Origin of the sequence: Flagellimonas beolgyonensis, from assembly GCF_003992615.1 — a bacterium.
In the GTDB taxonomy this organism is placed as follows: Bacteria; Bacteroidota; Bacteroidia; order Flavobacteriales; family Flavobacteriaceae; genus Flagellimonas; species Flagellimonas beolgyonensis.
Genome location: NZ_RZMY01000013.1, coordinates 600922 through 625211, shown reverse-complemented (window position 1 = coordinate 625211; position 24290 = coordinate 600922). Strand labels below are relative to the sequence as shown.

General features: G+C 44.2%; 22 protein-coding genes. 15 read left to right on the top strand and 7 right to left on the bottom strand.

Going from position 1 to position 24290, the window contains the following annotated elements; genetic code table 11:
- The first annotated feature begins 25 nt into the window (after window positions 1-25).
- From EO131_RS09550 to trxB, 9 genes are all read left to right on the top strand, one after another.
- Window positions 26-2233, top strand: a complete 2208-nt coding sequence (locus EO131_RS09550) for a xanthine dehydrogenase family protein molybdopterin-binding subunit (protein WP_127021214.1) — start codon at window positions 26-28, stop codon at window positions 2231-2233.
- 468 nt (window positions 2234-2701) lie between these two features.
- Window positions 2702-4156: an arginine decarboxylase gene (locus EO131_RS09545; RefSeq protein WP_127021212.1), complete on the top strand. Its 1455-nt coding sequence runs from the start codon at window positions 2702-2704 to the stop codon at window positions 4154-4156.
- 84 nt (window positions 4157-4240) lie between these two features.
- The gene (locus EO131_RS09540) at window positions 4241-5215 is read left to right on the top strand and encodes a deoxyhypusine synthase family protein (RefSeq protein WP_127021422.1); all 975 of its coding nucleotides are present in this window, start codon (window positions 4241-4243) and stop codon (window positions 5213-5215) included.
- Between the two features lie 2 nt (window positions 5216-5217).
- Entirely contained in the window at window positions 5218-5532 is a 315-nt protein-coding gene (locus tag EO131_RS09535) for a hypothetical protein (RefSeq protein WP_127021420.1), read from the top strand.
- A 49-nt stretch (window positions 5533-5581) separates the two neighbouring features.
- Entirely contained in the window at window positions 5582-6034 is a 453-nt protein-coding gene (locus tag EO131_RS09530; protein WP_127021210.1) for an NUDIX hydrolase, read from the top strand.
- A complete protein-coding gene (locus EO131_RS09525) occupies window positions 6000-6416 on the top strand; it encodes a VOC family protein (protein ID WP_127021208.1) in 417 nt (138 codons plus the stop codon). Before EO131_RS09530 ends, EO131_RS09525 begins: the two co-directional genes overlap by 35 nt.
- The gene (locus tag EO131_RS09520) at window positions 6413-7201 is read left to right on the top strand and encodes an RMD1 family protein (RefSeq protein WP_241243817.1); all 789 of its coding nucleotides are present in this window, start codon (window positions 6413-6415) and stop codon (window positions 7199-7201) included. Before EO131_RS09525 ends, EO131_RS09520 begins: the two co-directional genes overlap by 4 nt.
- A gap of 13 nt (window positions 7202-7214) precedes the next feature.
- The gene (gene rimK, locus EO131_RS09515; protein WP_127021206.1) at window positions 7215-8585 is read left to right on the top strand and encodes a 30S ribosomal protein S6--L-glutamate ligase; all 1371 of its coding nucleotides are present in this window, start codon (window positions 7215-7217) and stop codon (window positions 8583-8585) included.
- A 500-nt stretch (window positions 8586-9085) separates the two neighbouring features.
- A complete protein-coding gene (gene trxB / locus EO131_RS09510) occupies window positions 9086-10054 on the top strand; it encodes a thioredoxin-disulfide reductase (RefSeq protein WP_127021204.1) in 969 nt (322 codons plus the stop codon).
- A gap of 66 nt (window positions 10055-10120) precedes the next feature.
- On the opposite strand, the gene EO131_RS09505 is transcribed toward trxB, so the two are convergent.
- The gene (locus EO131_RS09505; RefSeq protein WP_127021202.1) at window positions 10121-10564 is read right to left on the bottom strand and encodes a hypothetical protein; all 444 of its coding nucleotides are present in this window, start codon (window positions 10562-10564) and stop codon (window positions 10121-10123) included.
- Window positions 10565-10856: 292 nt separating this feature from the next.
- Between EO131_RS09505 and EO131_RS09500 the strand changes: the two genes are divergently transcribed.
- On the top strand, window positions 10857-13979 hold the full coding sequence (locus tag EO131_RS09500; protein ID WP_127021200.1) for a SusC/RagA family TonB-linked outer membrane protein: 3123 nt from the start codon (window positions 10857-10859) through the stop codon (window positions 13977-13979).
- A 10-nt stretch (window positions 13980-13989) separates the two neighbouring features.
- The gene (locus EO131_RS09495) at window positions 13990-15471 is read left to right on the top strand and encodes a SusD/RagB family nutrient-binding outer membrane lipoprotein (protein WP_127021198.1); all 1482 of its coding nucleotides are present in this window, start codon (window positions 13990-13992) and stop codon (window positions 15469-15471) included.
- A gap of 17 nt (window positions 15472-15488) precedes the next feature.
- On the opposite strand, the gene EO131_RS09490 is transcribed toward EO131_RS09495, so the two are convergent.
- From EO131_RS09490 to EO131_RS09465, 6 genes are all read right to left on the bottom strand, one after another.
- Complete coding sequence (locus EO131_RS09490; protein ID WP_127021196.1) at window positions 15489-16535, bottom strand: aminotransferase class I/II-fold pyridoxal phosphate-dependent enzyme; 1047 nt, start codon at window positions 16533-16535, stop codon at window positions 15489-15491.
- Entirely contained in the window at window positions 16535-17545 is a 1011-nt protein-coding gene (locus EO131_RS09485; protein WP_127021194.1) for a dipeptide epimerase, read from the bottom strand. Before EO131_RS09485 ends, EO131_RS09490 begins: the two co-directional genes overlap by 1 nt.
- Before the next feature lie 111 nt (window positions 17546-17656).
- The gene (locus EO131_RS09480) at window positions 17657-18379 is read right to left on the bottom strand and encodes a head GIN domain-containing protein (protein WP_127021192.1); all 723 of its coding nucleotides are present in this window, start codon (window positions 18377-18379) and stop codon (window positions 17657-17659) included.
- An 86-nt stretch (window positions 18380-18465) separates the two neighbouring features.
- The gene (locus tag EO131_RS09475) at window positions 18466-20199 is read right to left on the bottom strand and encodes a PspC domain-containing protein (RefSeq protein ID WP_127021191.1); all 1734 of its coding nucleotides are present in this window, start codon (window positions 20197-20199) and stop codon (window positions 18466-18468) included.
- 11 nt (window positions 20200-20210) lie between these two features.
- Window positions 20211-20540 carry a PadR family transcriptional regulator gene (locus EO131_RS09470; RefSeq protein WP_127021189.1) on the bottom strand — a complete coding sequence of 110 codons (330 nt, stop codon included), beginning with the start codon at window positions 20538-20540 and terminating at the stop codon, window positions 20211-20213.
- Window positions 20541-20767: 227 nt separating this feature from the next.
- Complete coding sequence (locus EO131_RS09465) at window positions 20768-21250, bottom strand: DUF4870 domain-containing protein (RefSeq protein WP_127021187.1); 483 nt, start codon at window positions 21248-21250, stop codon at window positions 20768-20770.
- A gap of 167 nt (window positions 21251-21417) precedes the next feature.
- On the opposite strand from EO131_RS09465, the gene EO131_RS09460 reads away from it, so the two are divergent.
- From EO131_RS09460 to EO131_RS09445, 4 genes are all read left to right on the top strand, one after another.
- Window positions 21418-21882: a DUF4442 domain-containing protein gene (locus EO131_RS09460; protein ID WP_127021185.1), complete on the top strand. Its 465-nt coding sequence runs from the start codon at window positions 21418-21420 to the stop codon at window positions 21880-21882.
- A 71-nt stretch (window positions 21883-21953) separates the two neighbouring features.
- Window positions 21954-22643 (top strand): hypothetical protein, encoded by a 690-nt coding sequence (locus tag EO131_RS09455; RefSeq protein WP_127021183.1) that lies wholly within the window; start codon window positions 21954-21956, stop codon window positions 22641-22643.
- 60 nt (window positions 22644-22703) lie between these two features.
- A complete protein-coding gene (locus EO131_RS09450) occupies window positions 22704-23504 on the top strand; it encodes a TIGR00266 family protein (protein ID WP_127021181.1) in 801 nt (266 codons plus the stop codon).
- 129 nt (window positions 23505-23633) lie between these two features.
- Window positions 23634-24287 (top strand): DUF2461 domain-containing protein, encoded by a 654-nt coding sequence (locus tag EO131_RS09445; protein WP_127021179.1) that lies wholly within the window; start codon window positions 23634-23636, stop codon window positions 24285-24287.
- The last annotated feature ends 3 nt before the right edge of the window (window positions 24288-24290 follow it).

Sequence of the window (24290 nt, the reverse complement as noted above, 5' to 3'; positions counted from 1 at the left end):
CAATCCATCAGTAAAACCTAAGAACATGACACTAGTTAAAACAAAAATAGGAAGACGTGCCTTTATCCGTAATACGGGTCTTGCCAGTGGCGGACTTGTGCTGGGCTTCAATTGGCTCGCTTCGTGCAAAATGACCCCGGAGCAGGTGAACTCGCTGCCCAAGGAGTGGTTCGATCTAAACGGCTTTTTGAAAGTGGGGGACAACGGTCTGGTGACCATTATGTCGCCCAATCCGGAAATTGGCCAAAACGTGAAGACGGCCATGCCCATGATCATTGCCGAAGAGCTCGATGTGGCCTGGAAGGATGTGATCGTGGAACAGGCACCGTTGAACACCGATATTTTTACCCGACAATTGGCCGGAGGTAGCCAGTCCATTCGTCAAGGATGGGAAAGCCTTCGCATGGCTGGGGCCACAGCCAAGCACATGTTGAAGGAAGCCGCCGCTGCAGCGTGGCAGGTACCCGTTGCCGAAATCACCGTAAAAGAAGGCATGTTGATGCACGAAGGCAGTGGTAAATCCGCTGGCTTTGGCGAAATGGCCTCTGCAGCCTCAAAATTGGAGGTGCCCGAAGAGGTGGAATTAAAGGACAACAACAGTTTTTCCATCATTGGTACGGATCGCAAAAATGTGGACGGACCAAAAATCGTTACCGGGCAACCACTTTTCGGACTCGATGTGTATAAAGAAGGCATGCTTACCGCCATGATTGTGCATCCGCCCGCATTTGGCATGAAGTTCAAAAGTATGAACGCAGATTCGGTTAAATCCATGCCGGGCATAAAGGATGTATTCCATTTTGAAGCCTATGCTGAAGATACTGAAAGACAATGGTCGGATGGTGGGGCAATCCCCGAGTTGGTGGCCATAGTCGGCAATAGTACATGGGAGTGCATGCAGGCCAAAAAAGCCTTGCAGGTGGAGTGGGAGGAGGACTCCAAATTGGAAAGCAGCTCCTACCACGATGAAGCCCTTGCTGCCTTATTGGAAAAAGCTCCAGAGCAACCCGCCCGTAAAGATGGGGATGTGGAAGCTGCCTTTAAAAAGGCTGCAAAAATAGTTGAGAGCACCTACACCGCTCCTTATTTGGCCCACAATACCATGGAACCTATGAATTTCTTTGCCCATGTAACCCCAGAAAAAGCAGAGCTTCTCGGTCCAATTCAAACCCCAGAATTCCTGGAAAAGACCTTGGCGTCCCGATTGGGCATGCCATTGGAAAAAATAGATATCATGATGACCCGTCAAGGGGGTGGTTTTGGCCGCCGTTTGTACGGAACATTTGGAGTGGAAGCCGCTGTGATTTCCCAAAAGATGAACGCACCGATCAAATTGGTGTATACCCGTGAGGATGATATGACCCAGGGTACCTACCGACCTGCTTACAAAGTAAAATACAAGGCTGGTTTGGACGAAAATGGCAATTTGATCGCGTGGCATGTACGTGGTGCAGGTACCAACGATGATTTGGTATTTGAAGATCGTTTTCCTGCAGGTGCTGTGGACAATTATTTGGCCGAAAAACATGCATTGCCCACCAATGTGACCACCGGTGCATGGCGTGCGCCACGTTCCAACTTTATCGCTGGAGCCGAACAGGCCTTTATGGATGAGGTGGCCGAAGCATCGGGCAAAGATCCCATCGAATTTAGGCTGGAATTGTTTGATAGAGCCATTAACAACCCTGTGGGCGACCCTCAAAAGAACGATTATGATCCTGCGCGTTATGCCGGTGTATTGAAATTGGTCAAGGAAAAATCCAATTGGAATGGTTCCGGAAATGGAAAGGCAAGGGGTGTTTCTGCCTACTATTGCCATAATTCCTACGTGGCCCAGGTCTTGGATCTGGAAGACGACGGAGGTGATATGCCAAGAGTGGAAAAAATATGGTGTGCCGTGGATTGCGGTATTGTAGTGAACCCATTGAGTGCCAAAAACCAAGTGGAAGGTGGTATGGTAGATGGTATCGGCCATTCTACCTACAGTGCCATGACCTTTAATGATGGGGTGCCGAACCAAAGCAACTTTGACAGGTACCGATTGATACGCAATTCGGAAGCGCCCAAAGCCGTGGAAACCTTCTTTGTGGACAATGGCATAGATCCCACTGGACTGGGGGAACCTTCTTTGCCACCAGTGGTTGGAGCATTGGCCAACGCCCTTTACAAAGCAAAAGGGAGAAGGTATTACAACCAACCTTTCATTAACGATAAACCACCATTGGTAGGGTAACACTTGCCTTTGGTAACATAAAAATGAATAAGTGAAAAAAGGGCGAAAGCCCTTTTTTTTGTGTTCTTCTCCGACCCCTATATTTTATTTCAGATTCGTGAAATAGTCAAATTATTGATAATCAATTAATTGAAAGGGTATTTTTTTTTAAAACAAAAACGATGCAATATTGGATTTTTGTTTATGTTTGACCCATAAATGAGTCAATATCCAGTAGGACGCATTGCCTTGTATCGTTGAAAACTTTTTTCATGTTCGGGCTTTTGGGGATAAGGAAGTCTACCCAAAAAGCCGTCTTAAAGATAAGACACCGAATATTAGGGCTGACTTCCGAAAAAATCTTCTTTTTCCGTGATAGCTCACGGGCCCCTTATTTTGTACCCTGTACTGTTTTTGAATTTCGTATCTGATTCTGCTTTTTTTTTTATAATTTCAAAAAAAGCATAGTATCAACAACGCGAAATTTCAATGAAAACAAAATATATCGATTTAATCGAACAGACATATGATTTTCCCCAAGAGGAGTTCCAGCTTGAGGACAACAAACTACAATTCCACGGCATTGACCTTTATGGGTTGATCGAACAATATGGCACCCCGTTAAAGTTTACGTATTTGCCCAAAATCTCGGAAAATATCCAGAGGGCGAAACAATGGTTTGCCTCGGCAATGAAGAAACAACAATATAAGGGGAAATACCATTATTGCTACTGTACAAAAAGCTCGCATTTTGAGCACGTGCTCAATGAGGCACTGAAGAACGATATCCATATCGAAACATCCTCCGCTTTTGACATCAATATTGTGGAGCATCTCAAAAATTCGGGTAAGATTACCAAAGATACCTATGTAATCTGCAATGGGTTTAAAAGAGATCAATACATCAAGAATATTTCACGCTTGATCAACAATGGTCATAAGAACTGTATTCCGATCATCGACAATTATGAGGAGATAGATTTGTTGAGTGAGGATATTGATGGCAATTTCAAGATAGGCATCCGTATAGCTTCTGAAGAAGAACCAAAATTTGAATTCTACACTTCCAGATTGGGTATTGGATATAAAAATATTGTACCCTTCTACAATCAATCCATCAAGACCAATCCGAAGGTGGAGCTAAAGATGTTGCATTTCTTTATCAACACCGGCATTCGAGACACGGCCTATTATTGGAACGAGCTTTTGAAATGTTTGAAGGTCTACATCAACCTCAAAAAGGTTTGTCCAACGCTCGACAGTTTGAACATTGGGGGTGGATTTCCGATAAAGAACTCATTGGCGTTCGAGTATGATTACGAATATATGGTGGACGAGATCATCCATCAAATTAGCCAGGCCTGTGAAGAAGCTGGGGTGGATGTGCCCCATATTTTTACCGAGTTCGGGAGTTTTACCGTTGGCGAGAGTGGCGGCACCATATACGAAGTGTTGTACCAGAAACAACAGAACGACAGGGAGAAATGGAATATGATCAATTCTTCTTTCATCACCACAATGCCCGATTCATGGGCCATCAGTAAACGGTTCATCACGTTGGCCATCAATAGGTGGAACGATGAGTATGAGCGTGTTTTATTGGGAGGGTTAACGTGTGACAGCGACGATTACTACAACTCGGAGCAGCACATGAATGCCATCTATATGCCAAAATACCGAAAGGACAAACCGCTGTACATTGGCTTTTTCAATACAGGGGCCTATCAGGAGACCATTGGTGGATTTGGTGGATTACAGCATTGCCTGATTCCGCATCCAAAACATGTGTTGATCAACCGTGATGAAAATGGGGAACTGCAATCTTCTGTATTTGCGGAACAACAAACAGCCGATCAATTTTTGTCCATTTTGGGCTATCAAGGCAAGAAAACGACAAATACCTTGATCGATACCAAGGAATTGCCAGTACCCAGTAACAACTAAAAATTAATTAAAACCATAGAATAAGGACTTGCGGTGGAACTGCAAAATGAAGAGGAGAATCCACAAGTTCAAGAAAAAGAGAAAATGAACAACAAAGGCGAAATATCACAATTCATACAAAAGTATTTTTTACACTTCAACTCAGCTGCTTTGGTGGATGCTGCCAAAGGGTACGAAGACCAGCTCAACCAAGGTTCCAAAATGTTGGTTTCCTTGGCAGGGGCCATGAGTACCGCTGAATTGGGGAAAATTTTTGCAGAGATCATCCGTACCGATAAGGTACACATCGTATCCTGTACGGGTGCCAACCTCGAAGAAGACCTGATGAACTTGGTGGCACATTCCCATTACAAGAGAGTGCCCAATTACCGGGATCTTACCCCACAGGAAGAATGGGACCTGTTGGAGCAAGGTTTGAACCGCGTTACCGACACTTGTATTCCAGAGGAAGAAGCGTTCCGAAGATTGCAGCAGCACATCTACAAAATTTGGAAAGACGCCGATGATAAGGGCGAACGCTATTTTCCCCATGAGTATATGTACAAACTATTGTTATCAGGGGTGTTGGAAGAATATTATGAGATAGACATAAAGGATTCGTGGATGTATGCCGCAGCACAGAAGAATCTACCCATTGTGGTTCCCGGTTGGGAAGACAGCACCATGGGCAATATTTTCGCAAGCTATGTCATTAAGGGCGAGTTAAAGGCCAGTACCGTAAAATCCGGTATTGAGTACATGACCTTTTTGGCGGATTGGTACCAGAAGAATTCGGAAAAAGGCATTGGTTTCTTCCAAATTGGAGGGGGTATTGCCGGCGATTTCCCCATTTGTGTAGTGCCCATGTTGTACCAAGACCTGGAACAGACCGAAACACCTTTTTGGAGTTATTTCTGCCAGATCAGTGATTCCACCACCAGTTACGGTTCCTATTCCGGGGCCGTACCGAACGAAAAGATTACCTGGGGAAAATTGGATATCGACACGCCCAAATTTATTGTTGAGTCCGATGCCACCATTGTGGCCCCATTGATATTTGCATACCTCCTAAACATGTGATGATGAAGAACAGGCAGACCGTAGCTTTAAAAAGGGTAATCGTGGATTACAAGAAGCTGGACAACCATATGCTCAATTTATTGGTGGAAAAATTCCCCGAAGGCTACGATGATGACGATATTGTGACCTACCGAAACGCAAACAATGAGGTAGTGGAGTGCATCGAAGTGCGAACGGAAGATACCGCTTACCTGGTCAAGGTGAGCAAACGATTGGTGATGGCGATGGAAGATTTTGACGATTCCGATACGGAAAGCGATAGCGAGGATGAAACATCCTTGAACACCGATGAACTGGAAAGCACCGAAGAAGAGTGAGCCAGTAAATCGTTTATAAGGCCAAAACAACTAACATAAAGGGGCCGTTATGAAAAAAGTGATCAAATCGCGGTTGATTGCCGTTCATAAGGACAAAGTCCTTGTGTTGAAAAAGGTATATCGACCCCTTAGGTACACGCTCCCCGGAGGAGTTAAGAAAAAGAAAGAGACCGAAGCCGAAACCCTGATACGGGAAGTAGGGGAAGAGATCAAACTTAAATTGGCCAAAAAGAAGTTCGACTTTTACCTTTCGCATATACGCAAGGGTAAATTCGAGACTGTGGTCAGGAACTATTATTTGGTGGTGCTCAAACCAAAGCCCATCAAAGTGAAAGAAAAACACAAGTTCGAGGAAGCCCTATGGTTGGAGTGGAAGGATGCATTGCCCTTTATGGACAAGATGGACCGTATGGCCGTTCGATCGTATTACAAAAGTTTAGGTAGAAAAGACAAGAAAGACAAATCGAATGGAAACTCAATTCCACCTCGCCTTGCCATGTAAGGACATCGGCGAAACAAGAGCATTTTACCAAGATGTGGTGCAGGCCGGACTCGGAAGGCAGGCCGAGCATTGGTTGGACGTGGACCTTTTTGGCCACCAACTTACATTTACCCAATCGGGAAACTTTAATTTCGATTTTAAAAATTATCGATTGGAAGATTACATTCTGCCCTCCTTCCATTTTGGAGTTATCGTGTCCACCGAGCAATGGCATGAACTGTATGATCGATTGAACGCAATGGATCTTGAAATAACCACGGAGGCTACCTTCATGCAGGATAAAACGGGAGAGCATCTGTCGTTTTTTGTCCAGGATCCCAACGGCTATATGGTCGAGTTCAAGAGCTTTAAGAATCCCGGGGATATTTTTTCCACCCAATGATGGATTCCCAAGCGATAGCATTGCACCTTGCCGAAAGTATTGATATTTCAGGTTGTAGACAGGCCATAAAAAAGGAACTCATCTTTGGCGACAGGGATGAACTTTGTTATGCCGATGCCAACCGTTATGTTTATATTTTTCGATATGGCATCGTCTCATTTTACGGCTTTGATGATGATGCCGTGCAGGCCTTTCTGTTGGATTTAAAGCCATTTTGTGAAGAGTGGCGGCCATCCGACCTTACCGAGGCCATCGAATTGGAACTGTTGCCCAATGGTAGCAGGGTAAAGGTTACAAATAGTAAAATTTCACTGCCCGAATCCAATGTGGAGGGCATGCGATTGACCTTGATGCACTTATCCCAGTCCGTGGCGTTGGATTTTTTTGCAGGACTTTCGGAACAGATCATGAAAGAAACCCGAAAACATACCAACTATCTGGAAAACAAGGGTAATTTGGATCTGAGCGGAAAAAAACTGAAGCGTTACATCGCCCGTGTGTTGAACATCAACAATCAAATTTCCGAGAACCTTTATATTTTTGATTCCCCGGAAGTGGTTTGGGAAGATGAGGAATTGGACCGGTTGGATAGAAGCCTGAAGCAGATCTTTGATCTAAAGGAACGCTATCGAACCATTAAGGAACAGGGCTACATCATTAAGGAAAACCTGAGCCTTTTCAAGGATATCATGGATCATCGGGAGAGCAGTAGGCTCGAATGGATCATTATTATTTTGATTTTGGTAGAGGTCATGGACCTATTTATAATGCGAATAATCAATTAAAGAATTTGTCGATTTGGAAGACATAAACATACTGGGCAGCGAAGAATGGTGCCGTTTTGAAGAACTGGGCATACCCGCCATTAAGGCACGGGTGGATTCGGGGGCGAAGACCTCTTCCATCCAAGCCAGTAAGATCAAGGTTTTTACTAAGGGATTGGAAGAATGGGTGCGTTTTGAGGTGAATCCCTTACAGGATAACCGGAGCATTTCCATTTTATGCCAGGCCAAGTTGGTGGACATGCGCAATGTGAAAAGTTCCCAAGGAATATCTGAAGAACGTCCCGTGATCAAAACCCCGGTGAACATAGGAGGTCAAGTGTTCGAAATAGAACTCACCTTGGCCAACCGCGATACTATGGAGTACCGTATGCTTTTGGGCCGGGAAGCGATAAGTGCCCGGTATTTGGTGGATCCCGCCAAAGGGTTCTGTCAAGGCGACATTTCCGATGAGGAACTGTCCCATAAATACAAACCGTTCACTTCGGAAAAATCAGGATTGACCATTGGACTTTTGGCCAGCAACCCCGAACTCTACAGCAATAAGCGGATCATCGAGGCGGGGGAGATGCGTGGCCACAAGGTGGTGTTCCTGAACGTGGAGAACGTGTATATGAAACTGGATGCCAGTTCGCCGGAAATACGGTATCGAGGTGGAAATATCCTGGACAAGTTCGATGCCGTGATTCCCCGAATAAAGCCTTCGGTCACCTTTTACGGGTGTGCCTTGTTGCGTCAGTTCGATGCCTTGGGGGTGTATTGTTTGAATTCAGCCGACTCCATCAGCAAGTCGAGGGACAAACTCTTCGCCTCGCAATTGTTCTCCAAAAATGACATCCATATTCCCATAACAGGTTTTGCAAAATCTCCAATGGACACCAAAGACCTCATCCGAATGGTGAATGGGGCACCTTTGATCATCAAATTGCTGGAAAGTACCCAAGGAAAGGGAGTGGTGTTGGCAGAGACCAATAAGGCGGCCGAAAGTGTGATCAACGCGTTTAAAAGTGTGCAGACCAACATTTTGGTGCAGGAGTTCATCAAGGAGGCCAATGGGCAGGATATTCGCTGTTTCGTGGTCAACGGTAAGGTGGTGGCTTCCATGCAGCGGCAGGCCCAGAAAGGAGAGTTTAGAGCCAATATCCACCAAGGAGGGGCAGCTTCCAAAATCAAGATTACTTCCGAAGAACGCAAATTGGCCATCAAATCGGCCAAAGTGCTCAATTTGGATGTGGCCGGTGTAGATATCATTCGTTCCAACAGGGGCCCCTTATTATTGGAGGTGAATTCATCACCAGGTCTTGAAGGCATCGAAAACACCACAGGAATGGATATTGCCAATGTAATGATCGAGACTATCGAGCGAAAGTTGCGCTATACGACCTAGATCACATTTTTTTCACTTCAAATGAATTTAAAAAGGACCATTTCGACTGAAATGGTCCTTTTTTATTTTGATCATGAATTGAAAAGGGGCATCCGTTAAGGGAGATGCCCCATTGGTTAATTGTGTGCTTTTTGTGACCATCATCCTTTATATGTTTGTCCCAGTTAACGCACAAACCTCCAGTAATAGGAAGGGTTGACTGTAGGGACAACATGTTCTTATGCCCAAATCTTATCATGAACGAGGTTTACGTTGCACCAGGGGGGTTTTTGAGGTTGAGCCTCCTTGGTTGTAACGGTTTTTAAATCAAATTTTTCCCATAAATTTGACCTACTTGGTAAAAAAGGAGCCATTCTTCGGCTCCTTTTTTTATGCGTGTTTCCGCTCAAGGCACTGAAAATTGTTCACATCTTTTAAGAAAACCTATTGTTTTGTAAGTGTAAGGTTTTTGCCAAAAAACCTACTTTTGTTAGATTGTTGAACAGTGGAAGAATATTGATATGTCAGAACAAGTGGAACGAGTAAAAACATTGATCATCGGCTCTGGGCCTGCAGGATATACTGCGGCCATTTATGCTTCACGAGCCGATTTAAAACCTGTACTTTATACAGGAATGGAACCAGGTGGCCAGTTGACTACCACTACAGAAGTGGATAATTTTCCCGGATACCCCGAAGGAATAGATGGCCCAACCATGATGATTCAATTGCAACAACAAGCTGAGCGATTTGGTACGGATGTGCGAATCGGTATGGTAACCGCCGCAACTTTTAGTGATGAAGTTGGTGGTATCCATAAAGTGACCATTGACGACTCCAAGCAAATTGAAGCGGAAACCGTGATCATTTCAACAGGGGCAACAGCAAAATACTTGAATATACCCAGCGAACAACGACTACGGGGCGGAGGAGTTTCAGCGTGTGCAGTTTGCGACGGATTTTTTTATAAAGGTCAGGAAGTGGCGATTGTTGGAGCTGGCGATACCGCTGCCGAGGAAGCATCCTATTTGGCCAATATTTGTAAAAAGGTGACCATGTTGGTGCGCAAAGACCATATGCGTGCTTCCAAAGCCATGCAACATAGGGTGAACAGTATAGAGAATATCGAGATTTTGTACAACACTGAAGTGGATGAGGTTTTGGGAGATCAAGTGGTAGAGGGTCTTCGAATTGTGAACAACCAAACCAACGAAAAATCAGAGATTTCGGTTACAGGCCTCTTTATTGCCATTGGGCACAAACCCAATACAGATATTTTTAAAGGTCAGTTGGATATGGATGAAACGGGCTACATCATTACCCAGCCAAAGTCGACCAAAACCAATAAGCCAGGGGTTTTTGCCAGCGGGGATGCCCAAGACAAGATTTACCGTCAGGCGGTTACGGCAGCCGGAACAGGTTGTATGGCAGCCTTGGATGCCGAACGTTATCTTGCTGCAGTGGAAAGCAAGGAAATGTTGACATCGTAATCCGAATAGGACTCAAACTAAAAAAGGCACTGAACATCAGTGCCTTTTTTTTGAAGGAATGCTAACTCAATCAATCCGTCTGTAGTTTTCTGAAAATGTTCGATTGCCATCGTTGTCAACCGTTATTTGGCTAAAGGTATCCTCCCCAAGAACCAGTTCGAAGGAAAAAAGGCGCATGGTATCCAAAGCCTTCATCATTTCAGCATCACCATATTCAATGGTTTCCATCAACATGCCGTCGGAAACTTTGTAGGAACCATATCCGAACCTTCCATTGGGTTCATCGGGCACATAACGGGTCCACATGATTTTTCCCTTGGAATACATTTTAACCTGTCTGTAGCCATCGGCTTTTTTAACAGTGTCAATTATATTTTGCCCATCGTAATTGTAAAAACTTTGCAGCTCCCAAGTTCCCTCTAAAGACGGGGCATGTTGCACTGGTCCACTAAAGCTTCCCGCAATCAAGAAGAAAACAAAGCAAGCAAGGACTAAGAATGTTTTTTTCATAACGAACGAGTTAATGGGATTAAAGAATAAACAAAAGATAGTAATATATTTTGAAAATATTAACTTTTTAAAGTTAAAACTTTAACAAAAAATAAACACTGATTTTAAAAAAGATTATTTCTATAAACATGATTTACTGGGGAGCATAAAATCATTATCAATAGAGGTGTGGACTTGTTGAGGATATTTCGAAATTTACTTCATATTTTTATAAAAATAACAATTAACGTTATAATTGTTTGAAATGTAAAAAATTATGAACAAATTTCGATTTCATTAACAACTTAAATCAATGAGAAACATTTTTTTAACAATTGTTGCTCTGTTTTCTTGTGTTACTGCATTTGGGCAGACTATTTCAGGTACGGTTTCCGATACATCGGGAACACCATTACCTGGGGTTACCATCGTAGTGGCCGGTACAAACATTGGGGCAACAACCGATTTTGATGGAAACTACACCATCAATGCCTCGAGTGGGCAAGTGCTTCGCTATTCCTATTTGGGAATGAAGCCAAAAGAAGTAACCGTAGGTTCGGCAACCACCATCAACGTGGTTCTGGAAGAAGATTCCACACTTCTGGATGAAGTAGTGGTCACTGCCTTCGGTGTGGAACAAAAGCAAAAGTCTTTGGGCTATTCCGTGACCAAAGTGAACACGGAGGACCTCAATTTGGTGGGCCAGGCCAACCCGATTGAAAGTCTACAAGGACGTGTGGCAGGTGTGCAGATCAATCGTTCATCCGGGACCTCAGGTGGCGGTGTGGATATTTTGATTCGTGGGGTCACGTCCATCAATCCGAACAGAAGCAACCAGCCCTTGATCATTGTGGATGGTCTTGCATTGAACAACGATACATTTGCGGGGGAAGTGCGGCCAAGTGCTGGTTCCAACTCGCCCAGTAGTTCGGAGCAGTTTGCGTTCTCCAACCGGGCCATGGACTTGAACCCCGAGGATATCGAAAGTTTCAACGTATTGAAAGGTGCTGCCGCTACCGCACTTTATGGGGTGAGGGCATCCAACGGTGCCATTGTGATCACCACCAAAAAAGGTAAGCAGGGGAAGGCCAAGATCAATATTACGGCCTCTACAACCTTCAGGGATGTAAAAACCACCCCACCTTTACAGACTACCTATCGGGAAGGTTTCAATGGAGCTCCACGAACACTTTATGATCCAGATTCCGACACTGGATTCAACAGGGTGCAAAACGCCACTTCCTTCTATTCTTGGGGTCCTGAATACGCATTGGATTCCTACGATTTGGGAGATGGCAATATTGTGGATCTTTCCAATGATAGATTTTATAGTCCCTACGATATCTTCAGAACAGGGTTCAATTCGCAGCTCAACCTCAATTTGAGCGGTGCGGGCGAACGGTTGAACTATTATTTTTCCGTAGGTAACAATAGCGAACAGGGGATATTGCCCAATACCGACTATAAAAAGACCAACTTTAGGTTGAAGGCCGGCTACAAGGTGACAGACAATTTTAACATTGATGGTTCCGTAGCCTTTACCAATTCTGGGGGAAGAAGGGCCAATGGAGGTGATAAATCGGTCATGAGTGCATTGTCCTATTACTCCGGTACTTTCCCAATCAATGATTATAGAAATCCCGATGGAAGCGAAAGGGATTATTCCTTCGGTATTATTGACAACCCAAGATATTTGATGGAAACCAGTAACCTCGAAGACGATGTAAACCGTTGGATAGGAAACACCACCCTTACCTGGTCCCCAAAAGATTGGATGACCATAACCTATGCAGCACAGATCGACAACTATTCCGATGCCCGTAATCGTTATGTAGGGCCCGATTTGGATGGTGGGTCGCAAGTGGGTGGTTTCATTTTGGAACAAAACATCAATTTCACGGGGTTGGAATCCAACTTCTTGGTTGCCATGAACAAGGCTTGGTCCGAAGATTTTACCACGGACCTAACCTTGGGTCATCAACTTTCGGACACCAAGCGAACGTATTTGGAAGCCAGGGGCGAAGGTTTGAACGTTCCAGGTGTAAACGAAATCGGAAACACCACCAATTTCTTCATTACCAAAAACATTATTCAAAATAGAACGGTAGGTGTGTTTGGTGAACTAAAATTTGGATATAAGGACAAACTTTTCCTTTCACTAACAGGTAGAAACGACTGGATATCAACACTGCCCAAAGAAAATAGGTCGTTCTTTTATCCATCAGTGAGCTTGGCGTATGATGTATCCGACCTTTTTGGCGACAACGATCTATTCTCCTTTGGAAAACTAAGGGCATCTTGGGCCGAAGTGGGTAAAGGACCCGGCTTTGGGGATGTGGGCCAATACTTTGTAGTGGATGGCGATTTTCCGTTCGGAGGTGTTGGTGGCTACAGAAGAAGTACGCTTTTGGGTGATGTAAACATTAAACCGGAACGAAACCAATCCACAGAATTGGGTGCGGATTTACGGTTTTTGGATAATCGCATCCGTGTGGACTATGCCTACTATAATACAAGGGTGAAGGATCAGATTTTTACGGTTGGTACCGCCTATTCCTCAGGTCTTTCAGGTATCACAAGAAATGCAGGGGATTACAAGGTCTTCGGACATGAATTGTTGGTGAGTGCGGATGTGATCCGTAATGAAGATCTGCGATGGGAGTTGATTCTAAACTGGTCTACCAGTGAGGGCGAGGTACTTGAAATTCCTGATGATATCGAAGCCATAATCTTTGCCGATTCCGGATTTGCGGGAGTAACCTCCGAAGTAAGGGCCGGCGATAAAATGGGAAATCTGTACGGCTACAAATGGCGGTATGAAAATGGTGAGCGCTATATCGGTCCGGACGGATATCCTTCCATTAATTTGGACGAAAGGGTGATCGTGGGCAACGCGTTCCCTGATTTCATTGCATCCATTGGCAGTAACCTAAAGTATAAGGGAGTTGGTTTGAATTTCCTATTGGAATGGAAAAAAGGCGGGGATCTTTACGATGCCGGACAACGAAACTCCATCAGAAATGGAATCTTGGCCAGTACCTTGCAACGGGATGTGAATGTGGTTTTGGACGGCGTAATGGATGATGGTAACGGAGGGTTTATACCCAACACTACCGAAGCCCTGATCGACCAAAACTACTATCGTAATTCAAGTGTATACAACAGGGCTTCCGAAGTTTTGGTTCAGGATGCCTCTTGGTTGAAGATCCGTAACATTTCTTTGTCCTATGATTTCCCGACCAGCTTGATCAAAAATTTCAGTTTGGACAAGGTCAGTGTTTCGGCCAATGCCAACAACATTTTGCTTTGGACTCCTTTTGACGGATACGATCCGGAAGGTAACCAATACAGTGCAGGAAGCAACGTATATGGTTTTACAGGATTGAACATCCCATTGGCTGAAAGCTTTTCATTGGGATTGAACATTGCATTTTAAAAAAAGAACTATGAAGAAAATAAATAAAATAAAGGTTTTTCTGCTCTGTGCCACGGCAACTTTCGTGGGATGTAGCGAAGATTATTTTGATGTGAACACGCCTTCCAATACGGCCACCTTGGAGGACCTTCGTATGCAGGACCTCATGGCACCGGTGATCCACAGCACCATGGAAGGACAACGATCCGCTGAACTTGCTTTTGGAAACTACGTTCAAAACTTTGTTTCGGCTGGGGGCGGTGCCGCGGGCCAAACTTCGGCCAGTGGTCTTTGGAGCCAGGTGTATCTGTACGTTTTGCCCAACCTACAAGCCGTAAAGTTGAAGGCTGTAGAAACCAATGCAACGCATATCGATGGTATAGCCGATATATTGATCGCAGCCAATCTGGGCATAGCTACCGATACCTGGGATAACATTCCATATTCCTCGGCCAGTGAGGGTCCTGATAACAATTTTGCCACTTTTGATACCCAAGAATCCATCTACACGGAGATTTTTGCTCTTTTGGATGGGGCCATTGCAAAATTGAATGGGGCCGATAACTCTGGTTTCGAGCTTGGTTCATCAGATCTGATTTATGGAGGGGATACCGACAAGTGGCTAAGAGCGGCCTATTCCTTAAAGGCACGTTACCAATTGCATTTGGTGAACAAGGGAATCGTTTCCGCTGCGGATGTTTTGGCCACGGTGGACAACGGATTTACGTCCAACGACGACAATTTTGCCATGTATTATGATGAAAAGAACATCAATCCGTGGTATTCGTCCGAAGTTTTGGCAAGAAACACAGGTAACTTGAGTAATGATATTGCCAGTCAATTAGTAAGCTCCATGAATGGAGATTACTATCCGTTTGTTGGTGGCTTGGTCGAAATTGATCCTAGATTGCCCCTGTTCGCCCAAAATGGCGACGAGGCCGAATACAAAGGATTCGTCAGTGGTGGTGGCGGTTTGGCACCCGATGGCACCGATGCCAATGCCAGGTTTAGAACCGATGGTTTCTATACCAGTGTAGACTCGCCATTGATGTTGATCACGTATGCAGAGGTTTTGTTCATTAAGGCAGAGGCAGCCTTCTTGGCCAACGGTGGAACCAGTACTAGCGTTGGTTCCAATGCCACGGCATATACGGCCTATATGGATGGTATTGCTGCGAGTATGGATATGTATGGCGTGGATGGTACCGATTATATGGCCGATGCCGCAATCGACGTAGGGGAAGGAGCCTTGATGTTGCACCATATCATGAAGGAAAAATACATCCATAACTTCTTGAACCCGGAAACTTTTGTGGATTACAGAAGATATGATTTTTCGGATGAGGTCTTTACCGGTCTACAAATACGTAGTGAAGAAGACAGTGCCGATAATGAATTCTTTGGACAATGGTTCCGAAGAGCCAATTACCCTGATACGGAGTTGACCCGAAACGAGGCCAATGTTTTGGCCAATCAACAAACACCGGTTACACCTGTTTGGTGGGATGAATAGAAATTAGCAACAATCCTTTAAGACAAGAGGGTGTTCAAGCAATTTGCCAATTGTAGAACATCCTCTTTTTTATGGTAGGCACTCAATACCAATCTGCTAACCAAAGGCCCATTCTCGTCGGGGTAGGTGAAGTTGGTAAAAACAATACCATTGCTTTCTAGCGACTTCGCGAGCTCTGCATCCACAAATTCAAAAGTGGGATGCCCCTCCAAATGGTTGAAAAAAGATGGTTTGTCGATATTGTTTCGGAATAGGGCATAGTTTTCCATGAGTTTGGCTCTTTGTTTTTGATACAATTCCCTTGTCTCCAACAACGTACCCATAAAAGCGGGTAGGGCAGGACTTGCCCCGCCATAAAACGAAGTATTTCTTAATTTCTGAACCATGGAACCTGTTCCAAATATCGCTCCAGCTTGGATGCCCATACCTTTGCCCAGGGAACCGCAGACCAACAATTCGGCTGGCCCCAATTTTTGCAAATAGCCAAAACAACCGTTTCCTTCCTCACCTACAACTCCAATACCGTGGGAATCGTCGCCGACCAAAATCAATTTGTCCAATGGAAGAGATTGCAGTCCGTCAAAATCCGGAAAATGCTGGCCAGAAAAGTCAATGGTGTCAAAAAGAAGCACCGGTGCAGCTGTGTTTTTGTCAATTTCCAATTCCAATAGCGTTTTAAGTTCCCCATAATTGGAAGCTGAGGTTACTCCTGGCCGTAGCAGTGCGGTGTGGGCATTCGGGGCAGCGAAGAGCACATGGCCTTCATCCAGTAGTTTTTGAATGACCGATTGGGCCGCCAAATACCCGGAAGACAATGTAATGCAGGCTTCACTGCCCACCCAATCGGCCAAAAACTGTTCAGCTTGGGCATATACGGGCAAAAACACATTGGAGCGTCGAGATGCCCCATACTGCAAACCATAGGTGCGGATGTTCTTGGTAAAGATTTCTATAAATTCCGGATGGTTCTGAACACCGAGATAAGCCGTGCCCCCAAAATACAAGTGGGGTTTACCATCGATATAAACCTGACGGTCCGGGATATGGTCTATGGGAAATGCCATTACAATAGTTCAATGCCGCTCCCCGGAAGCGTTGGAAATACGACCTTGCCGCCTTCCAAAATAGTCACGCCCTTGGCGATATCCTTTTTTAAAAGCATGGCACCATCCATATCCACAAAATCCAATTGGGGCAATAATTGGGCAATGGCCGAAATGCCCACGCTGGATTCTGTCATGCAACCCACCATAATTTTAAGGCCCAGTTCCTTTCCTTTTTGGATCATGCGCCTAGCGGGGGTCAACCCACCGCATTTGGTCAACTTTATATTGATGCCATCGAAATAGGGACCGCATTTTTCCACATCGCTTTCAACAATACAACTCTCATCTGCAATCACGGGCAATTCGCACTGTTCTTTGACTTTGGCCATACCTTCCCAATTATCGGCCTTAAGGGGCTGTTCCAAAAATTCCACACCAAGCGCTTTGAGCAAGGGTACATTTTTTATGGTTTCTTCAGCTGTCCAAGCACAGTTGGCATCTATACGGAAAATACTATCGGTATGCTTGCGGAGTTCCCTCACGATGGCGACATCATTTTTTGTCCCCAATTTTATTTTATATACCGGCCATGGTTTTTCTTGAAGTTTTTCGACCATTTTTTCAATGGTATCGATGCCAATGGTATAATTGGTGACGGGATACTGTTCGTTGGTCGTACCCCAAATTTGGTAAAGTGGTTGGCCTTTTAGCTTCCCATAAAGGTCATTGGCAGCCAAGTCCAGTGCGCAAAGCGTAAAATTTTGAAGTTTTAGGGACTCCAAGTGCAAGTAAAACTGTTCCGGAGTATCAAGATCGTAACCTTCAATGGCATCCCGAACCGCTTCTATTTCGGCCTTCATACTTTCTAGGGTAATACCGTAATAGGGATTGGAAGTGGCCTCCCCGTAACCTGTTTTCCCATTGTGCGACAAGCAAACGATCAAGGTATCCTGGGTGTCGTGGGATTCCCTGGATATGGTAAAGGTGTGGGCCAATTGAAGGGTGTAGGTTTTGAGTGTTAACTGCATTTATCTATTGGATTAAAAGAGTAGCTAAGATAACGCATCGAAATGGGTAAGAAAACACAAAGGCCCATTGATTTTACAATGGGCCTTCTCGTTTTTTGATTGGTTGTTGTATCAGTATTTGCGCACGCTGCCAGAAACCGATTTCTTGGTTTGTACGCTGGCCTCCCCTGAATAGGTAATATCGGCCCCGCTGCTGGCATCGGCCACCAAGGATTCGGATACATTCACCGAAATATCGGCTCCGCTGCTGGCGTCGGCATTACATCTTTTCACTTCCAGTTCCCTGGCCTTAATGTCAGAACCACTGCTGGCATCGGCATGTAGGATATCCGCACTTCCCGATATTCTGATGTCCGCACCACTGCTGGCATCGGCAGATACTTCATTGGCCCGTAGTTCCACACGTAGGTCTGCACCACTGCTGGCATCCAATTCAATGCTCTCCGATTCGATAACATTTTGTACCACTAGGTCTGCACCACTAGAGCTATTAAGGGCCGTTATCCGTGGTAGGGAAACATATACATTTTTGGTGGCCCTGCCAATGTTCTCAATGGCATGGATTTTTAATTTACCATCCCTAATGTCAGTGCCTATAAGATCGATGATGTTCTCGTCGGCCTCCACGGATATCTTGAACTCGGAATCTTGGGTCACGAAGACATCGATGCCCTCAGAGGCCAAAACTTCCGTAAAATCTTCGGATACGGCCCTGGTTTCTTCCACAATTTCCCCATTTCCGGTCTTGCCGTTCCCAAAGTTCACATCCATCATACAGGATGATGCAAAGAGGGATAAGAGTACTGCGATTGCTAATCTTGCTAGTGTTGTCATGATTGTTGTTTTTAATGATTGACCAAAGGTCTATTTTGATTGATTGATTTTGAATTTAATATTACCCAATTGTAGTTTTCACCAACTCAATTGTTACTTTTTTCACCTGTTTTTACTTTGATGCCGTCTTCATTGATCTTCATCTCGAACGAATCCTGATTGTCTTTGATGTCGATATCGATGCCATCTTCATTGATGATGATCTTGCCATTGCCATCCCTGTCATCGTCATCGTCCAACGGACAGTCCTGGCATTTTAGTTCGCCATCCTTGTCCATAAGCCAAACGTGGCCCACAATGCTGCTTCGATAGTAATCCCTGTCGTTTTCGATTCCTCTACCAATATGTCCACGTGTGGATTCATCAAAATGGACCAAACGGCCTTCAGGGATATAAATGGTCATGTTCACCTCTTGGTTTCGGGCCTTGTTGGACGATTCGGTGGTCAAATATTCATCAAGGATAATCTGGTTGCCCACTACTTCGTATCCGAATTGGATGTTTCGGGCCCGGTCCCTGGCAGTTACAATGGAACTACCATCGGCATCCTTGCGAACGGTGATGTTCACGTTGGCATCGTCCGATTTGCGCACCCTGATCTCCACATCGTCAGAAACCAATAGTGGCTTGTCATTTTCATCATAGGTCAAGGTCATGCGACCAAAATGGATATCGCCCATGGAATGTTCATAAGCGGAATTCTTCATTTTGATGACCAAGGTGTCGGTTACAGTTTCCATCACCAATGCTTCGCGCTCGTGCACGCTTCCGGTATTGGAGAACTCAGCGGCCTGACGGATACCCAAGGTAATCAATACCCCAACAGAGATCAACCAAAGTCCCAAAAGGGAGAACTTGGCAATGTTTCCGATGGATTTCAGGTTGTTCACCAATATCTTCAATCCCAAATACAGGATAAAGAAGAAGGGAATGCCCACGGCAAAGAACAACAACAGGGATGCCAACCAAACCGGCGCGCCGGTGGTGTTCACGATTTCATAAAAATCAACACCGGGAAATTCGATCACATCGAACATGCCCACGGTGAACAGTCCGAAGAACAGACCCACCAAAGTGGCCGCACCAATGATGATCAACAAAATACCGATGAACTTGCCAAATACCTTGAACAGGAACAAAATGATATCGCCAATGGTATCGAAAAAGGTCTTGGAGCCGCTTTTGACCTTGTTGCCCACTTTTTCGTAGTCAACGTTCTTTACCTTGTCTGCAACATCACCAAACCCCTCTTTAACTTTGCGTTCTATATTGCTGATGTTGACAGGCTCTCCCCGCATATCCAATTTTTGCGAGGTGGTCACGGCTTCGGGTACCAAGATCCACAATAGGATGTAGGCGATCAAACCGAATCCTGTCGTGAATATGGCCATAAGCACAAAGATCAATCGGATCCAAAGGGCATCAACGCCCAAGTAGTGCTCCAGACCGGCACACACACCGCCAATATATTTATTGTCGATATCGCGGTACAATTTCTTGGCACGGGTGGTCTCTTTGGTCTGTGACTTTTTGGGTTCGTCCTCAAAAATATCCTCGTCCACCATGTAATCTTCGGGTTGTCCCATTACAGAGATGACCTGGTCCACTTCCTTGTGGGTGATCACTTGGCGCTCGTTTTCCATTTTTTCCAAAAAGAGCTCTGCGATCCGTGCCTCGATATCAGCAATGATCTCGTCGCTTCCGGTAGTGCCTGCAAAGGACCGTTTAATGGACTCGAGGTACCGCCTTAGCTTGTTATACGCGTCGTCGTCTATATGGAAGAGCGTATTTGCCAAATTTATATTTACTGTCTTGTTCATTTTTTGATTCTTTATTTTGTGTTGGTTACCAGATTGACTGCATTTCTTAGTTCGTCCCAGGTTCCGTTCAATTCTTTTAGGAACAACCGACCTGTTTCTGTGAGCGCGTAATATTTACGGGGAGGTCCAGAGGTGGATTCTTCCCAACGGTAGTTGAGCAACCCAGCATTCTTCAACCTTGTGAGCAGAGGGTATATGGTCCCTTCCACTACGAGCATCTTCGCGTCCTTAAGGGCATCCAGAATTTCAGAGGCATACTTGTCGTTATCCTTAAGGATGGACAGGATGCAATATTCTAGAACCCCCTTGCGCATCTGAGCTTTTGTGTTTTCTATGTTCATAACTTCATGGTTCTATTAAATTAACTGTTCGTTTTTGATTCACCAAACTTGGTTTGGTCGGGTTTCCACTCCAATCCCCTGAATTGGGCAGGGGAGTGGAAACGTTTTTTGATTGATGATTGCTAATTGATGATTGATGATTTCGTTTTTTGATTGATGATTAAACTCCTTTTTTTGATTGATGATGTACTTACTATAAATGGAGGTGATGAAGCTCCCAATTAGTTTTATTTGATGAATTTAATGGTGAACGGATATTTAAAATACTGTCCCTCGTTGGTGCGTATCGTAGCCAAAATGGTGAATACGATGTTCAAAACCGTCAACGCCACTTGAAAAATGCCTGAAATGCCCAAAGGCCAGAACAATCGACCAAACCGAAAATCGTCACTGTCAAAATGAATGTTCAAGGTGTTGAGGTCGCTCAATTTTCGAAAACCGAAAAAGTGCCAGTCGAACAGGTCGGGAAAAACTCCGATAAAGAATGGAATGGTGAGCAATCCGGCTATAATCGCATACAACAGCATGCTGATTTGAAAGTTAAGTGCCTGCTTACCATTATAATCCACAAAATCGTGTTGGTTCTTATTGGCGGTCCACAAGATCAACGGTAGTATAAAGTTCCCAAAAGGAATAAAATACTTTGAGAAGGTGGACGCGTGTATGATCGCGGATAAATTTCGTTCGTGTTTGGTTACTGTTGTTGCCATTTTTGATTGATGATTTTTGACTGCAAATTAGTTTACCTATTAGCTTACCATGCAAATATATATCCAAAAGACAGTACTATGCAAAACAAAGTACTAAATATTAACAATAAATTAACAATATTAAATCCATGAATTTTGGCTATTTTTAGACCTCTTAAATACTAGATATGGCACTCACTCCCAGTAAAATCAATACGTTCACGTTTTTAAAATTGCCTTCGGCCTGGTGGTGCGGGGTGCGACTCAAGTATATCGATGATCAGAAAGCCGTTACCTCCGTGAAACATAAATGGATCAATCAGAATCCGTTTAAATCCATGTTTTGGGCGGTGCAGGGCATGGCTGCCGAGTTGAGCACGGGTGCCATGGTGATGAACGAAATCCAAAAGAGCGGTAAAAAAGTGTCCATGTTGGTGGCGAACAATAAGGCCATCTTTACCAAAAAGGCCACGGGGCGCATTACGTTTACCTGTGAGGACGGAAATTTGATTGCAGATGCCATCCAAAAAACCATTGCCACCGGAGAGGGACAGACCTTATGGATGAAAGCGGTCGGGGTCAACCAGGATGGGGTGGAAGTCTCCACCTTTCATTTTGAATGGACGGTGAAGGTGAAAGCCAACGAGAAGTGATAATGATGTATCGAGTCTTATTTATTTTATCATTTTTGATGTTTTCGTGCAATTTAATCGCGCAGCTTGATTTGAAAATTACAGATTCGGTATTGCACATTCCCAAAAATACCTCGCTTACCAACCTTGAGATTTCAATCAGTAATCAAACAGATAATATTATTTATTTGATGAATGATTTGAATTTTGAAACCAAACAGTTATATGTGCCTGAAACAGAGGAGGAAATAAAAAAATATTATTGTGCTTCTAAATATCCAATTATGACTGCTTTGGTCTTGATAAGGGAAGAAAAAAGCCTCTCATATCATCAATTAGAATCTACTATAACGGAACATTATGTTTATCCAATAGATTATGAAATCAAATTTGCAGAAGAGCGAATTGAGGATAAGAAACTTGATTTAGAAGATAAAGTGCAAAGAAAAATTGATAGGTTAAGAATAAAAAGACTTAAAATCATGGAATCTGGAAACCCTATTTTGAAATATCCAAAGGCTTTAATCTTGAACTATTTATTTTATAAAGAAAACATGATTTCTTTTGAACCGAACTCAACCAAAGTATTTAACATAACTATATTTCCAATAAATTCTTACTGGAAAGAAAAGTATAAAAGATTAAAGCTGAAATTATTGTTGCCAAATTATAATGTTAATAATGCAAAGGATTTGTTTCAAAAAACCAATGAATCGGATATCGCTGATCGTTTATTTGAAGGTTGTCTTCAATCGAATGAGATCACTTTGATTTTTGACTGACCTGTAACAAAGCCTAAAATAAATCAACATATATACAGAAATCACAAAACAAATCGAAAAATGAACGCACACGAAATAGACTACCACATTTACGGAGAGGAAATGCAATATGTGGAGATCGAATTGGATCCCCAAGAGGCCGTTGTGGCCGAGGCTGGCAGTTTCATGATGATGGACACCGACATTAAAATGGACACCATTTTTGGCGACGGCTCCAATCAAGATTCCGGCGTGTTGGGTAAGCTGTTTTCAGCAGGGAAACGTTTGCTCACCGGTGAGAGCCTTTTTATGACGGCTTTCCTTAATATTGGTCATGGCAAAAAGAAGGTAAGCTTTGCTTCGCCCTATCCTGGTAAAATTGTACCCATCGATCTTTCAGAAAAAGGAGGAAAGTTCATCTGCCAGAAAGATGCCTTTCTGTGTGCAGCCAAAGGTGTTTCCGTAGGGATTGAATTTTCCAAACGTTTGGGTCGCGGATTATTCGGTGGTGAAGGGTTCATCATGCAAAAATTGGAAGGCGATGGTTTAGCGTTCGTACATGCTGGTGGCACCTTGGCAAAGAAAGTCTTGGGTCCTGGGGAAGTCCTAAAAGTGGACACGGGTTGTATCGTTGGTTTTGCGCAAACCGTGGATTATGATGTCGAGTTCATCGGGGGCATACGAAACACCGTTTTCGGTGGGGAAGGCTTATTTTTTGCCACCCTTCGTGGACCAGGGACCGTGTATATCCAATCCTTACCGTTTAGCCGATTGGCAGGACGAGTATGGGCCGCGGCACCTCGTGGTGGCGGAAAAGACAAGGGTGAAGGCAGTATTTTAGGTGGCCTAGGTGATTTATTGGATGGTGATAATAGGTTTTAATTTCAGTAGTCAGTAGTCAGGAGTCAGTAGTCAGTAGTTAGGAGTCGGTAGTCGGTAGTCAGTAGTCTGAAATCTGAAATCTGATAACTGAAGTCTGAAGTCTGATGAATATTTCCTTCCTTTGTTTCCATGGATTTCAAAGACCTTTTCCATTTTCTGGAAGAACTACAACAAAACAACAATAAGGAATGGATGGATGCGAACCGCAAATGGTACCGCTCCCTTCGCTCCGATTTCATTACTTGGTTGGATGATCTGGATCTGACCATGGCACAGCTGCACGATGATTATTATCCCACTCCGGGCAAGAAGGGCATCAACCGTATCAACAACAATTTGATGTTCCACCCCAATAAACCGGTGTACAAAGATCATTTCGGTGCCGGGTTGGATAAAGCACCCCATTCGGCTGATTTTTATATTGAAATTGGTCTTAAGCAATGCCTGCTGGCCGGTGGGTTTTGGCGTCCCGATCCCAAGACTCTTCGTAGCATTCGTGACGGTATCGATTATAACGGGGAGGTGTTTCAGGAAATATTGGACAAACCTTCGTTCAAAAGAACCTTTGGAGGTTTATATGAAGATGAAAAATTGACCAATGCGCCCAAAGGCTTCTCTAATGATCACCCCCATATTGAGCTACTCAGGAACAAAACCTTTGCTGTGGTGCACGAGCTTTCAAAAAAAGAAGTCCTACAACCTGATTTCAAAGAAAAAATCATTGAAGTTTACAAAGAGATGCTCCCCTTTAGGCGCTATTTGAATACATCAGTAACCGTTTAATCC

Excerpts from the sequence above, each read along its gene's own strand:
- EO131_RS09540 (WP_127021422.1), top strand. The coding sequence starts at position 4,241 with ATGAACAACAAAGGCGAAATATCACAATTCATACAAAAGTATTTTTTA.
- EO131_RS09500 (WP_127021200.1), top strand. The coding sequence starts at position 10,857 with ATGAGAAACATTTTTTTAACAATTGTTGCTCTGTTTTCTTGTGTTACT.
- EO131_RS09490 (WP_127021196.1), bottom strand. The coding sequence starts at position 16,535 with ATGGCATTTCCCATAGACCATATCCCGGACCGTCAGGTTTATATCGAT.
- EO131_RS09530 (WP_127021210.1), top strand. The coding sequence starts at position 5,582 with ATGAAAAAAGTGATCAAATCGCGGTTGATTGCCGTTCATAAGGACAAA.
- EO131_RS09545 (WP_127021212.1), top strand. The coding sequence starts at position 2,702 with ATGAAAACAAAATATATCGATTTAATCGAACAGACATATGATTTTCCC.
- EO131_RS09480 (WP_127021192.1), bottom strand. The coding sequence starts at position 18,379 with ATGACAACACTAGCAAGATTAGCAATCGCAGTACTCTTATCCCTCTTT.
- EO131_RS09465 (WP_127021187.1), bottom strand. The coding sequence starts at position 21,250 with ATGGCAACAACAGTAACCAAACACGAACGAAATTTATCCGCGATCATA.
- EO131_RS09495 (WP_127021198.1), top strand. The coding sequence starts at position 13,990 with ATGAAGAAAATAAATAAAATAAAGGTTTTTCTGCTCTGTGCCACGGCA.
- EO131_RS09445 (WP_127021179.1), top strand. The coding sequence starts at position 23,634 with ATGGATTTCAAAGACCTTTTCCATTTTCTGGAAGAACTACAACAAAAC.
- EO131_RS09475 (WP_127021191.1), bottom strand. The coding sequence starts at position 20,199 with ATGAACAAGACAGTAAATATAAATTTGGCAAATACGCTCTTCCATATA.
- trxB (WP_127021204.1), top strand. The coding sequence starts at position 9,086 with ATGTCAGAACAAGTGGAACGAGTAAAAACATTGATCATCGGCTCTGGG.
- EO131_RS09520 (WP_241243817.1), top strand. The coding sequence starts at position 6,413 with ATGATGGATTCCCAAGCGATAGCATTGCACCTTGCCGAAAGTATTGAT.
- EO131_RS09460 (WP_127021185.1), top strand. The coding sequence starts at position 21,418 with ATGGCACTCACTCCCAGTAAAATCAATACGTTCACGTTTTTAAAATTG.
- EO131_RS09505 (WP_127021202.1), bottom strand. The coding sequence starts at position 10,564 with ATGAAAAAAACATTCTTAGTCCTTGCTTGCTTTGTTTTCTTCTTGATT.
- EO131_RS09485 (WP_127021194.1), bottom strand. The coding sequence starts at position 17,545 with ATGCAGTTAACACTCAAAACCTACACCCTTCAATTGGCCCACACCTTT.
- EO131_RS09550 (WP_127021214.1), top strand. The coding sequence starts at position 26 with ATGACACTAGTTAAAACAAAAATAGGAAGACGTGCCTTTATCCGTAAT.
- EO131_RS09470 (WP_127021189.1), bottom strand. The coding sequence starts at position 20,540 with ATGAACATAGAAAACACAAAAGCTCAGATGCGCAAGGGGGTTCTAGAA.
- EO131_RS09450 (WP_127021181.1), top strand. The coding sequence starts at position 22,704 with ATGAACGCACACGAAATAGACTACCACATTTACGGAGAGGAAATGCAA.
- EO131_RS09535 (WP_127021420.1), top strand. The coding sequence starts at position 5,218 with ATGAAGAACAGGCAGACCGTAGCTTTAAAAAGGGTAATCGTGGATTAC.
- EO131_RS09525 (WP_127021208.1), top strand. The coding sequence starts at position 6,000 with ATGGAAACTCAATTCCACCTCGCCTTGCCATGTAAGGACATCGGCGAA.